The organism is Oceanospirillum sediminis, assembly GCF_014164585.1.
Taxonomy (GTDB): Bacteria; Pseudomonadota; Gammaproteobacteria; order Pseudomonadales; family Halomonadaceae; genus Oceanospirillum; species Oceanospirillum sediminis.
On record NZ_JACJFM010000005.1, the window covers coordinates 55124 to 69235 of the forward strand.

A 14112-nucleotide genomic window follows, 5' to 3' on the forward strand; every position below is an offset into this window, starting at 1 on the left:
CCATGATCGCATCAGTGTTAAGCAAAGCTTCTGATTCAGAGCTGTCAAAACCTTTGTTCAGAAAGTTACAGTTATCTGAGCCTGATTGTCCGGTTCTGATTTTTGGCGGGCCTTATAGCAACCTGCAGGCAACAGAAGCGCTAATGGCTGAAGCCCGGCTACTAGGGGTAGCTGCTGACAGAGTGATATGCACAGGCGATATTGTTGCCTATTGTGCACAACCTTCTGAAACGACTCAACTGATCAGAGAGTGGGGAATTCCTGTTGTCATGGGGAATTGTGAGCAGTCTCTGGCGAATAGTGCAATGGACTGCGGTTGTGGGTTTGAAGAAAACTCCAGTTGCTCATTGTTATCCGTGACCTGGTATCGATTTACTGATCAGGCGATAAACCAGGAACAGAGGCAGTGGATGAATACTCTGCCTGAGATCATTTGCTTTGCTCTGGCGGGTAAACAAATTGCCGTTGTTCATGGTAGCGCAGAGTCCATTAATCAGTTTATCTTTCCATCAACTCCCGAGCAGGAGAAGATAAAACAATTTGAATTGATCAAAACACTCACAGGCATTTACCCGGATATTATTATCGGTGGACACTGTGGTGTTCCTTTTGCTGATCAGTTGACTCTGGCAGATAATCGTCAGGTATTCTGGCTGAATGCCGGTGTTATAGGTATGCCTGCTAATGATGGCACATCGGATGGCTGGTATATGTTGCTTGAACCGGATTCAAAGCAAAGCCAGCTTAATGTCCGCTTTAATCGTCTGGCTTACGATACAGATACAGCTCAGAGAACAATGTCTGACAGGGGGCTGAATACACCATATCAATCAGCTTTAAGGTCGGGGTTATGGCCGAGCACCAATATTCTGCCAGAAAAAGAAACGGCAGATACAGGAAAACCATTACAGCTGTCCCCGGTATTTATTTCCTGAACTCAGGACAGAATGCGACAAGGGGATAAAGCAGAAAAGGATTGTATTTGAAAAAGCCCGCAGGTTTTGTTCTGCGGGCTTTTATTGTGCTGGGTTGCAGAGTTAGCAGAACTCAGTTATCAATCAGAGACTGCTTCATCTTTCTGAGCTGATTCCTTTACGGGGGTTGCCAGCAAACTACGTCTTTGGGTGTCAGCTTTAATCAGCTGTACCTGGATGATATCCCCCAGACGGTAGCAGACCTCTCCTTTAATAAAGACCTGGCCAGAGTTATTGTCCAGTGTCATCTCTTTACGTTCTTTATGGATCATGCTGCCGGGAATAAAAGGAGCCGCGCCATTTTCCTGTAAGCGGACACGCATTCCTCCGCGGCTGATATCGAAGATTTCACCCTCAAAAACGGTTTTCTCCTCAACGGCGCCCTGCAGGAATTCACTGTACAGCCACTGATTAGTATCCCGTTCTGCTAATCGGTTATAAAGCTTCTGTTGATCCAGTTGCTCACCCCGTTCAGCCGTCATAGCCTGTTGGAGTGCCGTGAGATCCGGCGCTTCTGTAAGCAGTTGTTTTATTAATCGATGATTCAGCAGATCACTGTATTTACGGATAGGGGAAGTCCAGGTGGCATAGCCTTCCAGTCCCATACCATAGTGAGACTCGGGTTCATTACGAGTCAGTACATAGCTCTGGTAGCGTCTCAGGCGAGCTTCCAGCCAAAGGTTATTTTCACTGATCAGCTGGCGACGGAATTTAGCGTAGCCTGAAAGTGTTGCCAGTTCTTCAGCACTAACCTCATACCCCTGCTCAGTGATAACGGTAACCGCTTCTTCCAGTTTTTCAGCGTCAAAACCTGCATGAGTGTTAAACATGCCTATGCCGTGGGGTTTAAGGAAGCTGGCGGCACTGATATTGGCAATCACCATCGCTTCTTCTACCATTTTGTGGGCGATACGGCGCTGATCTGCAATAATTGCAAACACTTTACCCTCAGAATCCAGCTTGAAGCGATAATCCGGGCGATCAGGGTACACAATACTGTTTTCCTGGCGCCAGTTCAGACTCTGTTCTGCCAGGTCTTTCAGTGCACTGAGCGCATTCAGTACCGGCTCTGGACGCTGAAGAGGTTCCCCCTGTTCCAGCCAGTTTGAAACTTCTTCATATGTCAGCCGGGCGGCAGAGGTTATCCAGGCTGTGAAGAAAGTCGCATCTGATGCAATCGCCCCATCCGGATTAATATCGATCTGACAGCATAATGCCGGGCGTTTTTGTCCTTCTTGCAAGGAGCATAGTTCATCACTGAGCTGGCGTGGCAGCATAGGGATGTTTCTGCCTGGCAGATAGGTTGTATAGCCTCTTTGAGCGGCTTCCTGATCGGTTTCACTATTCAGAGCAATATAAGCCGAAGGGTCTGCAATAGCGACTGTCAGCGTCCAGCCACCTTCATTTCGTGCAGATACGTACAGGGCATCATCCATATCCCGGGTGCTGGCACTGTCAATGGTAAACAGAGGTAACTCTGAAAGATCTCTTCTTTCTGTTGTTTCTTCCTGTAACTGGAAGTCCTGATCAGTTTCCGGGGCTTCTGATGGCAGAGAGTGTCTGGCCAGAGAAATCAGCCAGGGGGCTGAAGGGTCATCGCTACTGCAGATAAAATCTGTTACTTCAGTGCGGAAACGTCCATCCCTGAGGCCATGCTGTTTCAGTACAGCAACCACCCAGTCACCTTCTTTCAGGCTGCCTTTTTCCATAGCAGTAAAAGCTGGCAAAGGCTTTTTCAGCAGATGGTGATCAGGTGTGACCTGAAGCTTGTCTTTATAGTAGGTTACTCTGGCGACAAAGCGATTCAGTGTTGTTTCCGTCAGAGTATCAAGCTCGATATATTCTTTATCCCCGTCTTTCTGCAATGTGCCTGTGACCATATCGCCATGCAGAACCTTCTTCATCTGAGGAGGCGGCACAAAGTAAGATTTACCCTTTGAGGTTTCAAGAAAACCAAAGCTTTTATCGGTTGCTTTAATCATTCCCTCAATTTTCGGAGCGGAATCATGTAGCTCTTTTTTCAGCTGTTTCAGCAGTTCTAGATTCTGTTGCATCGGATTATATCTGGCAGATCAAATTAGCATTGAATGATAGTGCTGTTAGATGACAAAACCAACACTTCGTATTGAAAAAAATCTGTATCAGTATCACTTCGGCTTCTGATTAATCTATATAATTCATGCGGTTAAAGAGTGTTAATGAGCTTAACTATCTTGTATTGCGTACAATGGGAAATAGCCATGCATCATATCAACAGAGATTTACGGCTGGTATCAGGGGAGGATGGATACTTTGTACCTTTTATGCAGTGACCAGACTGCCCGTCTGTGTAACAATTCTCGCTGGCACAAAGAAAATAGCAATCTGTCTCATTCGGCACAAATGGCGGGTTGTGATCACTAAGGAGTCCTGAATAATGAAATTTGTTACCCCCGATCTGTGTGATGCATATCCAGAGCTGGTCAAAGCAGTAGAGCCTGGTTTTGCTAATTATGGCGGTGTTGATTCATTTGGCGGTGAAATCGTGACCGTTAAATGTTTTGAAGATAATTCTAAAGTAAAAGAATTAGTAGATGAGCCGGGAGAAGGGCGAGTCATGGTCGTTGATGCCGGTGGTTCATTCCGTTGTGCGATGCTTGGCGATATGCTGGCTGAAAAAGCAGTAAATAGCGGTTGGGCCGGTATTATCATGTATGGCTGTGTCAGAGATGTTGATGTTCTGGCAGAACTTGAATTAGGGGTTCAGGCTTTAGGCTCGCATCCAATGAAAAGTCTGAAAAAAGGTATAGGGGAAGTGGGGGGGGATGTGACGTTTGGTGGCGTTACATTCAAACAGGGTGAATATGTTTATGCTGATAATAACGGCATTATCACATCTCCCGAACCTCTGGAAATGCCTGCTGAATAATGTTTGATTTCTCGGGAGCCTGGCAACAGCTCCCGTTAACTTATCTGGCTTAACGTTATGAAGCTACTTTGATTACGCGAGTTCTCTGACAAGTGCTATTCATTGGTGTCGATACTCTGACAAGAGTATTTCGATGTTCTCCAGCCAGAGGCTGGAAAATACGCCAATCTGTTAGAGCAAAATATCTGTTCATTTGTCCGGTTTATATCAGGTTTTTGACGTCAATTGTCACTAGTCTGTCTGAATTTCCGGGTGCTCATCGGTTTCCGGGCTGGTAATGATACGTTGTTCAAATAGCTTACGCAGAGCTTCCATGCGTTTTCTGTTTGCCCCAAAATCATAGTAACCGATACGTGATGCTGATCGAATTTGAATTGTTCCAGGCTGTTTAAAGAAAAACTCAACATCATCAATAAAACCCAGTACGGGAGTGCGAAAATCTGCCCGGATGTAGTGTGCGTGTTCCATCTCTACTACAATAGCGTCTTTTCGTTGGTTCAGCAGGTTTAATAGCTGTCGATAAGCATCATCCTGTTCTCCCCGGTAACTAAAAGGGGCTATTTTGTGTGTGTCGGGCGTATCCTTTCTGGAAACAACGCAATTCGGAGTATCCTGACAGGGCATAAGACGATGATGAATAATCCCCAGCTGCGGTCTTTCATTGATACAGCCTGTCAGGCCGGAAAGAGATATAACCAGTAAAAATAAGCCCGGAGCCAGGCGTCTTTTAACCATTTTTATTTTTCCTTGTCCCTGAATAGTCTGAGGTCTGTTAACTTAACGAACCTGCGTGGCATTCTCAAGCTGCCATTATGCTTACCTCAGGGAATAATTGATCAGTTTTTATTACAGGCAAACCATGGCGTTAGTTAGATTAGAAAAAGTCAGTATTGCATTCGGGCACCATGCCTTGTTAGACGATGCCTCTCTGGTAATTGAGAAAGGTGAACGTATCTGTATTGTCGGGCGTAATGGCGCGGGTAAATCCACCATGCTGAAACTGGTCTCTGGCGAGCAGACCATTGACTCCGGTAGTCTGTGGCGTCAGCCAGAACTTAAAATCGGCCAGTTGGCTCAGGATCTGCCTGATGCCGATGAAGATACGGTATTTGATATTGTTGCCAGTGGTGTGCCCGGCTTAGGTGAGCTGGTAGCTCAGTATCATCATCTGGCGATGTCAATACAGAGTGATGATGATCTGAAAAAGCTGGAACGCTTACAGCATGAGCTGGAATCCAGAGATGGCTGGGCGCTGACTCAGCGTGTTGAATCAATTATCAGTCGATTGAACCTGCCTGCAGATACTCAGATGAAATCCTTATCTGGTGGCTGGCGTCGTCGGGTTGCCCTGGCAAAAGCGCTGGTATCAGAACCAGATCTGTTACTGTTGGATGAGCCTACCAACCACCTGGATATCGAGACCATTGCCTGGCTGGAGCAACAAATTGCCGATTTCCGTGGTGCTGTGTTGTTTATTACTCACGACCGTGCGTTTCTACAGAAAATAGCAACCCGTATTGTAGAGCTGGACAGAGGGCAGCTGACTATCTGGGAAGGTGATTATGCTGGATTTCTTGAAAATAAAGCACACCTGCTGGAAGTCGAGGAGCGACAGAATGCGGAATTTGATAAGAAACTGGCTCAGGAAGAAGCCTGGATTCGTCAGGGGATTAAAGCGCGCCGAACCCGGAATGAAGGGCGAGTCCGAGCACTTCAGGATCTGAGAAAAGAGCGCTCTCAACGACGGGAGCGTCAGGGAACCGCTAAAATTACCCTGGATAAGGCGGAGAACTCAGGCAAGCTGGTGGCTGAACTGGAAGACGTCAGTTATAGCTGGGGCGATAAAGCCATTATCGATAAGCTAACCACTCAGGTAATGCGTGGCGACCGTATTGGCCTTCTGGGGCGCAATGGTGCCGGTAAGAGTACACTGTTGAAGTTATTGCTGGGGCGTCTGGAGCCTCAGTCCGGTTCATTAAAACTGGGGTCAAAGCTGGAAGTGGCATACTTTGATCAGCTGCGTGACCAGTTAGATCCTGAACGTTCTGTGATGGATAATGTTGCTGAAGGAAGTTCCAGTATCAGTATTGGTGGGCGTGACAAGCATGTCATGAGCTACCTGGGAGATTTCCTGTTTACCCCTGAGCGAGCACGCACTCCGGTAAAAGCCTTGTCCGGAGGTGAGTGTAACCGCTTACTGCTGGCGAAACTCTTCACTAAACCAGCCAATATGCTGGTTATGGATGAGCCTACCAATGATCTGGATGTGGAAACCCTGGAGTTGTTGGAAGAGTTATTACTTAACTTTGATGGCACTGTATTACTGGTGAGTCACGACAGGGCGTTTATGGACAACGTGGTAACCGGTGTCTTTGCCTTTGAAGGCAACGGTATTGTTCGTGAATATGTAGGGGGGTACAGCGACTGGGTTCGACAGGGTGGCAAATTCCCTGAAGAGAATGCGGGAGGAGAAGCATCTGCTGCTAAAAAAGATATTGTATCCAGTAAAGAGACGGAGACAGTCAAAGAACGCAGCCTGGATAAGGCACCGGCTAAATCATCCGGTAAAGCTAAAAAGCTGAGTTACAAACTGCAAAGGGAGCTGGATCAGTTGCCTGCAGAGATTGAACGACTGGAAACTGAACTGGAATCTCTGCATGAAACCACATCAGATAATAACTTCTATCAGCAGGATCAGGCTAAGGTAGCAGACGTTCTGGCTAAGCTTCAGGAGACAGAAGCAGAACTGGAAGCGGTGATGGACCGATGGGTTGAACTGGAAGCAATGCAGGAAGGTGAGTAACCCTTCTTCTGGCAGAAAAGGAAGAGGCAGCCTGTTATGGCTGCCTCTTATGGAGTGGCTTCAACACCTTTCAGAACGTATCCTCAGGATTTCTTTTCTTTATGGATTCTGACAGCAAGTACATCACACTTAGCACCGTGCAGAACCCCTGTAGATGTCGAACCCAGTAAAAGAGACAGACCGTGACGGCCATGACTGCCAACGACGATCAGATCAACATCCTGTTCTTTGGCCAGGTGGTGTATTTCTGAATCAGGCATACCGACCAGAATATGTTGCTGGTTTTCAGGTATATCCAGTGGTGCAGCAAGCTCAGAAATCTTGTCTCTGGCATGCTGATCAAGCTGATCCTGAATACTGCTGAGATCCATTGGGATATCTCCCCCATAGGCAAAGCCTAAAGGTTCCAGAGCATGAATAAGGCTGACCTTTGCGTTGTTGCGTTCAGCAATGGCCTTGCCTTTTTCAATAACCTGATGAGACTCTTCGGTCAGGTCTACGGCAATCAGAACATGTTTATACTGGCTCATAATGAAGCTCTCCTGGTGAAAAAATCCATATATGACTGTACTTTATCTCTTGTCTATCGATTAGTATAGGCCGCAATTTAATTAAGGATTTTGACTATGAGCACAACTTTACTGGTTGTTATTATTTTTGCTATGGTGATCAGCCCTATTTTCTGGCTGATGCCTTCTCGCCGCCAGAGATATCAGATGCATCTGAGAAAGATTGCTCTGCATGCTGGCATCAAGGTTCGATTAGAAAAGTTTGAGCTCAATGGTGAAAAGTTACCGGCAACGGCTTATCGCTGGATGAGAGATGCCGATGAGAAAAAAACAGCTCATCGTTTTCGTCTGGCTCATGTGCCGCGTATGGAGAAAGAGCGACTGGAACCCAGAGGCGATGAGTTTATTCCTGGCTGGCTCTGGCTGGAATCTCCGGTTCCCGCTGTTTCCGATGATCAGCTGGAGGCTCTGAAAAACGTACTGGAGCAACTACCTGAAGATAGTTTGATATTTGAAGCGGGGACTGCAACAGTTACTCTGTGGTGGCGTGAAAATGGTACACCTGAGCAGGTTGAGTCCTTACCTGAGCTGATGTCAGGTTTACCGATGTAATGGAATACAACAAAAGGAGCCCCGGATGTCTGATACTTTAAACAATGAGCTACAAAAAATGCTGCCAGAAGCCAGGGTACAGGCAACCTGCTTGCCCGGCTGTGAACAGATCAGACTCTGGCTGATCGATCCGGAGCCGGTACACCGCCCTTTTAGCCCGGATGAGATTGCAGCCATTATGTATCATACACCGTACTGGGGGTTTTGCTGGGGAAGTGGATTGGCGTTAGCGCGTTATATTTTATCTTATCCCGATCAGTTGGCAGGTAAAAAGGTTATTGATTTTGGCTCGGGGTCCGGTGTTGTTGCCATTGCCGCAGCGATGGCCGGAGCAGATGTTGTTGCCTGTGATATTGATCCTGTTTCCCAACGGGCATGCAGAGAGAATGCTTTATTAAACCAGGTTTCAATTTCAATCAGTGATGACTTACTGGCTTTGCCAGAAATGAGTGCAGATCTTTTGATTGCTGCTGATGTGTTATATGACAGAACTAATTTACCGTGGCTGGACACCTTCTTTCGGTTTGCACCGGATGTATGGGTTGCTGATTCACGGGTAAAGGATTTTTCTCATGATCGTTACTCTCTGACAGAGAGAATGAGTGCCGGTACTGTGCCCGATATGGGAGAACCCGGCGAATTTTCAGATATTCGTTTTTATCGTTCCATATAATCAGGTTCAGTTTCCGAGTGGAAAGGCTGGTATCTTGCTTTTACCAGCCTTCTGCTGGTCATTGTTTGCGTGATCTGGCAAGTTTGGCGATAAGTCGATCAATAGTCAGCTTGCCTTCACCATAAATGATCAGCTGAGTTAATAATATTCCCCAGATAATGTGCAGATAAAGTGCTGCAGGTGCTATTTCTGTCAGACTGATAACTGCAACCAGATTCACAACAAACAATCCGATGGCTGTGAACCGGGTCACCAGACCAGCAATTAACAGAACAGGTAGAATTAACTCTCCGGTAGTGCCGAGCCAGGCCGCCAGTTCATAGTTTAAAAAAGGAACGTTGTACTCTTCTTCGAACAGGAAAAGTGTTGTATCCCAGTCCCCTATTTTAGTAAGTCCGGCCATAAAAAATACCTGACCAATATACAGACGGGTAATCACGGCGGTTAATGAATGAATACCTTCAAAATATGAAGAGCTTTGTTGCTCCTGTTGTAAGTAGTGGTAAATCTTTGATGACATAATATTCCTTTCCAATTGTTCTTAATCTGTTCTCTGATTTAATTTTCATTGGGAAAACAGGGCTGTTCACGAGCAGTTAAACGACTAATCCAGCCGTTGTGCAGCGCAACAGGAAGCCAGGTGGCAAAGTCAAACCCAGGATAAAGATCCAGTAGCTCTCCCAGGCTGACCCCTTGCCTGATGCTTTGAATCCAGTGATATTCGTTGGCATAGACAGGACGAATACTGACCTTGTAGTGATTCAGACTGATCAGCATATAGCTGTGATCTGTTTTTTGTTGTGCCAGAGCCCGCTTAAGCATCGCTTCATTTACACCTTCCTGATCAGCGCTATGATGACTTTGCCAGATAGCTTGTACTGGCCATAAACTCTGCATAACAGACAAGGACTGTGCCAGCTCTATAAGGATCTGATCCGGATGATACTCTGCCAGTAACGCCAGTGATTCTGTATCAGGAGCTGGCGCCATATTACGTGAGCTTTGCCAGACCAGCCATTCCAGCCGGGCAATATCTGGCAGATAGGGGTATTCTCTGGCCAGAGGGGTCTGGGCTAAAAGATCTGCCATTGCTTTTCCCCATTCACCCCAATCGCCTTCTGAGGGGGGAGCGTACTGCAGTAACATACGTGATAAAGCGATCATCGCTTCATAACCTATCAACTGGTTAAGTACCGGATAGCTGATTGTTAAAGCCCGGTTGGCTGTCATCAGTAAATTATTCTGATAAATTTTTAATCCTTGTTGAGCGGATTCTGTTTTCAGATCGACAGAGCCGAAGCTGAAAATACTATCGATCAGAAATTGCTGGCGTAAAGCCAGAGAGTGGTTATGCGGCATCAGATGTAGTCTCTTCCTGTTGATGAAACACTTCTGCGGTAGAAACAGAGTCAGATAATGCGATTCGATGCATGATTTTTCTGGCATTCTCCGCCTGATGGACCAGTGTTTGCCAGTCTGGCAGGTTGTTATCCCATTCAATCAGGCTGGGCACTGGTCCACAAACTGACAAAGCGTACTCAAACAAAGACCAGCATTCCTCTGATACTGGCTGGCTATGATCATCAATAATCATCTCCCCTTGCCCTGCCGGGGTATAACCTGCCAGATGGAACTCTCCAACAGATTGCGCTGGAATATCGTTAATCCACTGCCTGGCAAAACAGACCGGATCTTCCATGTGACGGTTTCTGGCATTGACCAGAATATTATTCAAATCGACCAGTAAGCCGCATTGTGTCCGATTAACCAGTTCAGATAAGAACTCTGTTTCACTCATTTCTGAAGGGCCTGCTTCAAGATAGGAAGACAGGTTTTCAATCAGAACAGGGCGTCCTAATTGTTGTTGTACTCTGTCAGTATTTTCTGCCAGTACTCTGAGCCCTGCCTCAGAAAACTCCAGAGGCAACAGATCTCCTGCATGAACATTGTGGTTATTCCACTGACTCCAGGTAAAACAGGCATGGTCTGATATCAGTACAGGATTGATATCGTTTGTCAGAGTCATCAGTTTTTGCAGATAACGAGTATTAATGCCTGCTGCAGAGCCTAATCCCATAGATGTGGAATGCAGGCTGACCGGGTATTTTTGCATAACCTGATTGAGTAACTCATTAGCCAGACTGCCTCTGGCAAAGAAGTTTTCAGCATGCACTTCCACGAAATCAATCAGGGATGTCTCATTTAAAGCATCGTGAAAGTGAGCATGGCGCAGACCGACGCCTATTAATCCTTGCTTCGGTATGTTCTGGTGCGCAATTGGCAAATGAGACATTCTGACTGATCTCCCTGAGTATTTAGTGAATCGTTATGAACTTTGTTGTTCTGCGTAACGTTTTTTCGCTTCGGCCTTCAGAAGCCCACCCAGTTCATTGCAGGTTCCTTTAGCGACTAACTTCCATTCTCCCGGATCATGATCAACTTTCGATTGTCCGGCACAGGAATGGGTTCCAGCCAGATTGGCACAATCATTCTGGCCTGCCAGCGCTATGCCGTAGCACTTTTCTTTACCGCCAGCATGAGCAGGTGCGGTTGCCAGAGTAGCCAGGGTTAATGCCAGAGCAGTAGTGGCAATACGTTGTTTTTGATTCATCAGTTAGCTCCGATAATAAAATCCGTTATTTCCAGAAACAGTGTGTCTGCCGGGTGAATAACTGAACATAAGTACTCCGATAATCTTCAGTCGGAGGCTGTAAAATACGGCAGTTCCCGGCAGATAAACCTTTATTCAGATACTGAGTGTTGAAAAAATCCTCCCGGCACTAAAACCCGAAAAATAGTGCCAGGAGGAGGGTGCTCATAAAATCAGTCGTCTTCATTAACAACGGCAACAGGCAGTGCCTCAATACCTGACCAGATACGATCAGCGCTCTTAATATGGCCGCTGGTATCTGTCAGCCAGCGCTTCTGAACGTCTTTATTCAGGTTGAGATAGAGCTTGTTATCAACAATACGAAATGCCTGTGGATCAATATCAAACTTTTTATTCAGTGCTACACCCATTGCGCAATAGCCACCGAATTGCGGTGCATAATGACCAGGATCTGCTTTAAAACGATCACGATTTTCTGCACTGGAGAAGTGATAAATTGCCCCATCATGGTTTGCTGTGTATTCTGGCGTGCCTTCTACAGCCTGATTGCTGGTAAAATAGGCCACCGGATCGTAACCATGGATAGCGACATCATTGTTATTAAGGTTGATGGATGATGCAAAGCTCAGACTACTGAGTAAAAGTGCACCGGCAGCCGCAGCCATTTTGAGTGTTCTGGAGAGCTTGCTATTTTTGAATGTTTTCATATTTTTCCCCGATTATTCTCGTGTTCAGAACCAATGCCAGATTTGCTCTCTGGCTCTTTTTCCTTGAAATGAAGAATACGGCGAAAGCTGAAATAAAAAGTGGCTGATCAGCCAGAAAAATAAACCGATCGTCCTGAAATCAGATCATGGAGGCACATATGGATACCCTGGGGACTTTATTACAGCATATGAACTTTAATGCTGAGGTTTTTTTCAGCGGTAGTTTATGTGGAATACAGACATTTGATGAAAGCAAAGATGCCGCGTCTTTACATTATCTGCGTTCGGGGAGTATGACCCTGATAACGGAGCAGGGTCATGAGATCGCAGTTGAGCAGTCGGCAGTCATCTTTTTCCCCGATGGTATACGCCACCGTTTCATTAGTAAGGGGGCAGACCCTGCTGAGCTGGTATGTGCCACCGTCAGGTTTCAGCCAGGGCAGGCAACGTTGTTAGCGGATAAATTACCGAAGTTTCTGTGTATTCATGAGCAGGATAGTACAGATGTCAGAGAGGCTGCTTGTCAGCTATTCGATGAAGCCTTTCACGACCGGCATGCCAGGCAAATGATGATTGATCGTTTATGTGACATTCTGATGATTCATATACTGCGTTATGTTGTGGGTAATGGCATTGTTGAACTGGGGATGCTGGCAGGCAGTACTCATCCTGCACTGGCTCCTCTGATGAAACAGATCAGGGAGCATCCGGAAAAGGAATGGAATCTTGATGAAATGGCGGCATCTGTGGCTATGTCCCGATCTAAGTTTTCAGCCTTATTTAAAGAAACAATCGGTCAGACACCGCTGGAATATCTGACCGACCTCAGATTGCATATGGCTCAGCAATTACTGAAAGCGGACAAGCCCGTTGGACTAATTGCAAATAATGTAGGCTATGAAAACGCCTCTTCACTGAACCGGGTATTTAAAAAGCGTTTCGGTATTACACCGAAGCAGTGGCTTCGTCAATATTTGTCATCAGTTGATTAATCAGTGCCAGAGTTATAATCGTGCAAGTGGATATTTATTAAATTCGGATGCTTCTCCATGACAAATCAGGTCAGCCAGGTATTTGCCTGAGCCGCAGCCCAGAGTCCAGCCCAGAGTGCCATGACCAGTGTTAAGCCATAGATTGTCAAACTCTGTTTTCCTGATGTAAGGCAGGTTCGATGGAGTTGATGGCCTCAGCCCGGTCCAGAATCGGGCCTTATCAAATCCGCCAATTTCGGGAAACAACCGCCGGGTCTGTTCTGTGATCATATCGCAGCGCCGGGCATTTAATTCTCTGGAATAACCACTGAGCTCTGCAGTACCGGCAACTCTGAGCTCATCCCCAAGACGGCTGTACTGGAGCTTATGTTCATCGTCAGTCAGACTGACCTGAGGTGCGCAGTCCGGATACTCAACCGGGATGGTGACAGAGTAGCCTTTAGCCGGGTAGATGTTCAGGTAAATGCCTAAAGATCGTAGCATAGGAGCTGACCAGACACCAAGACAGGTAATAATATGTTGTGCGGTAATACAGCTATTGCCAAAATCTCCATTGACTCTGACGTTGACCCGATTGCCCTCTTTCGTCAGCTCCATAATATGGGTATCCAGTGCAAACTCAACGCCCATGTCCCGGCAGACATCCGCCAGTTCACGGGTGTACAGACAGGCATCACCTGATTCATCATCTTCGGTATAGGTTGCACCGACAATATCGTGTCCAATCCACCGTAATGCAGGTTCCAGATTCAGCGCTTGTTCTTTGTTCATTTCGACTCTATTGCAGCCGTACTGGCGCATAAAGTCAGCTGTTTTTCTTGCGGCGTCAAATTCATCCCTGGTGCGATAAAAATGCAGAATCCCACGGGTTTTGTGCCGATAATCCAGTTTATGTTCTGCTCTGACCTGCTGTAAAGTCCTGCGAGAATAACTGGCAAGGCGCACTAACTCCGCAGTATTGTGTCTGACTTTTCCAGGTGAACACTGTAACAACCAGCTTGTGAGCCAGCGCCATTGATGGATATCTGCCCTGGGGCGAAAAAGAAGAGGGGCATCCGTTTGCAACAGCCACTTAAGAACTTTCAAAGGCGCCGCTGTTGTTGCCCAGGGTTCAGCATGGCTAACGGCAATTTGTCCTCCATTGGCGTAAGATGCTTCCATACCAGTGTTCTGCTGTCTATCGATTACCAGTACTTTATGTCCGGATCTGGCGAGCCAGTAGGCTGTACTGACACCAACGATTCCGCTTCCGAGTACGATACTGTCATACATGACGGATCTCCTTGTCTTAATCCGGTTTTCATTATTCAGATCAGGTCTTCT

15 protein-coding genes are annotated in these 14112 nt (G+C 46.5%); 6 read left to right on the forward strand and 9 right to left on the reverse strand.

All coding sequences use genetic code 11. The features are described from left to right. Positions 1-2: 2 nt before the first annotated feature. Positions 3-935: a metallophosphoesterase family protein gene (locus H4O21_RS05615; RefSeq protein ID WP_182807862.1), complete on the forward strand. Its 933-nt coding sequence runs from the start codon at positions 3-5 to the stop codon at positions 933-935. 119 nt (positions 936-1054) lie between these two features. Here the strand turns inward: H4O21_RS05615 and H4O21_RS05620 are convergent, their stop codons facing one another. Next, complete coding sequence (locus H4O21_RS05620; protein WP_182807863.1) at positions 1055-3028, reverse strand: exoribonuclease II; 1974 nt, start codon at positions 3026-3028, stop codon at positions 1055-1057. Positions 3029-3390: 362 nt separating this feature from the next. Here H4O21_RS05620 and rraA point away from each other — a divergent pair, with 362 nt between their 5' ends. Continuing rightward, on the forward strand, positions 3391-3882 hold the full coding sequence (gene rraA, locus H4O21_RS05625; RefSeq protein WP_182807864.1) for a ribonuclease E activity regulator RraA: 492 nt from the start codon (positions 3391-3393) through the stop codon (positions 3880-3882). Between the two features lie 231 nt (positions 3883-4113). Here the strand turns inward: rraA and H4O21_RS05630 are convergent, their stop codons facing one another. Continuing rightward, a complete protein-coding gene (locus H4O21_RS05630) occupies positions 4114-4617 on the reverse strand; it encodes a DUF1499 domain-containing protein (RefSeq protein WP_182807865.1) in 504 nt (167 codons plus the stop codon). A gap of 124 nt (positions 4618-4741) precedes the next feature. On the opposite strand from H4O21_RS05630, the gene uup reads away from it, so the two are divergent. Then, complete coding sequence (uup, locus tag H4O21_RS05635) at positions 4742-6685, forward strand: ATP-binding cassette ATPase Uup (RefSeq protein ID WP_182807866.1); 1944 nt, start codon at positions 4742-4744, stop codon at positions 6683-6685. 83 nt (positions 6686-6768) lie between these two features. On the opposite strand, the gene H4O21_RS05640 is transcribed toward uup, so the two are convergent. Continuing rightward, on the reverse strand, positions 6769-7215 hold the full coding sequence (locus H4O21_RS05640; protein ID WP_182807867.1) for a universal stress protein: 447 nt from the start codon (positions 7213-7215) through the stop codon (positions 6769-6771). 96 nt (positions 7216-7311) lie between these two features. Here H4O21_RS05640 and H4O21_RS05645 point away from each other — a divergent pair, with 96 nt between their 5' ends. Together H4O21_RS05645 and H4O21_RS05650 are read left to right on the forward strand one after the other, a co-directional pair. Then, positions 7312-7806, forward strand: a complete 495-nt coding sequence (locus tag H4O21_RS05645; RefSeq protein WP_182807868.1) for a hypothetical protein — start codon at positions 7312-7314, stop codon at positions 7804-7806. Between the two features lie 25 nt (positions 7807-7831). Beyond that, positions 7832-8479 (forward strand): class I SAM-dependent methyltransferase, encoded by a 648-nt coding sequence (locus H4O21_RS05650; protein WP_182807869.1) that lies wholly within the window; start codon positions 7832-7834, stop codon positions 8477-8479. Between the two features lie 58 nt (positions 8480-8537). Here the strand turns inward: H4O21_RS05650 and H4O21_RS05655 are convergent, their stop codons facing one another. From H4O21_RS05655 to H4O21_RS05675, 5 genes are all read right to left on the reverse strand, one after another. Further along, a complete protein-coding gene (locus H4O21_RS05655) occupies positions 8538-8999 on the reverse strand; it encodes a DoxX family protein (RefSeq protein WP_182807870.1) in 462 nt (153 codons plus the stop codon). Between the two features lie 38 nt (positions 9000-9037). Then, positions 9038-9838 (reverse strand): HvfC/BufC family peptide modification chaperone, encoded by an 801-nt coding sequence (locus tag H4O21_RS05660; protein ID WP_182807871.1) that lies wholly within the window; start codon positions 9836-9838, stop codon positions 9038-9040. Continuing rightward, a complete protein-coding gene (locus tag H4O21_RS05665) occupies positions 9828-10772 on the reverse strand; it encodes an MbnB/TglH/ChrH family RiPP precursor modification enzyme (RefSeq protein ID WP_182807872.1) in 945 nt (314 codons plus the stop codon). Before H4O21_RS05665 ends, H4O21_RS05660 begins: the two co-directional genes overlap by 11 nt. A 33-nt stretch (positions 10773-10805) precedes the next feature. Next, complete coding sequence (locus H4O21_RS05670; protein ID WP_182807873.1) at positions 10806-11090, reverse strand: BufA1 family periplasmic bufferin-type metallophore; 285 nt, start codon at positions 11088-11090, stop codon at positions 10806-10808. Positions 11091-11302: 212 nt separating this feature from the next. Further along, positions 11303-11797 (reverse strand): YHS domain-containing (seleno)protein, encoded by a 495-nt coding sequence (locus tag H4O21_RS05675; protein WP_182807874.1) that lies wholly within the window; start codon positions 11795-11797, stop codon positions 11303-11305. 146 nt (positions 11798-11943) lie between these two features. Between H4O21_RS05675 and H4O21_RS05680 the strand changes: the two genes are divergently transcribed. Beyond that, positions 11944-12789: an AraC family transcriptional regulator gene (locus H4O21_RS05680; protein WP_182807875.1), complete on the forward strand. Its 846-nt coding sequence runs from the start codon at positions 11944-11946 to the stop codon at positions 12787-12789. A 12-nt stretch (positions 12790-12801) separates the two neighbouring features. Here the strand turns inward: H4O21_RS05680 and H4O21_RS05685 are convergent, their stop codons facing one another. Beyond that, on the reverse strand, positions 12802-14061 hold the full coding sequence (locus tag H4O21_RS05685; protein WP_182807876.1) for a D-amino acid dehydrogenase: 1260 nt from the start codon (positions 14059-14061) through the stop codon (positions 12802-12804). Positions 14062-14112 lie beyond the last annotated feature (51 nt).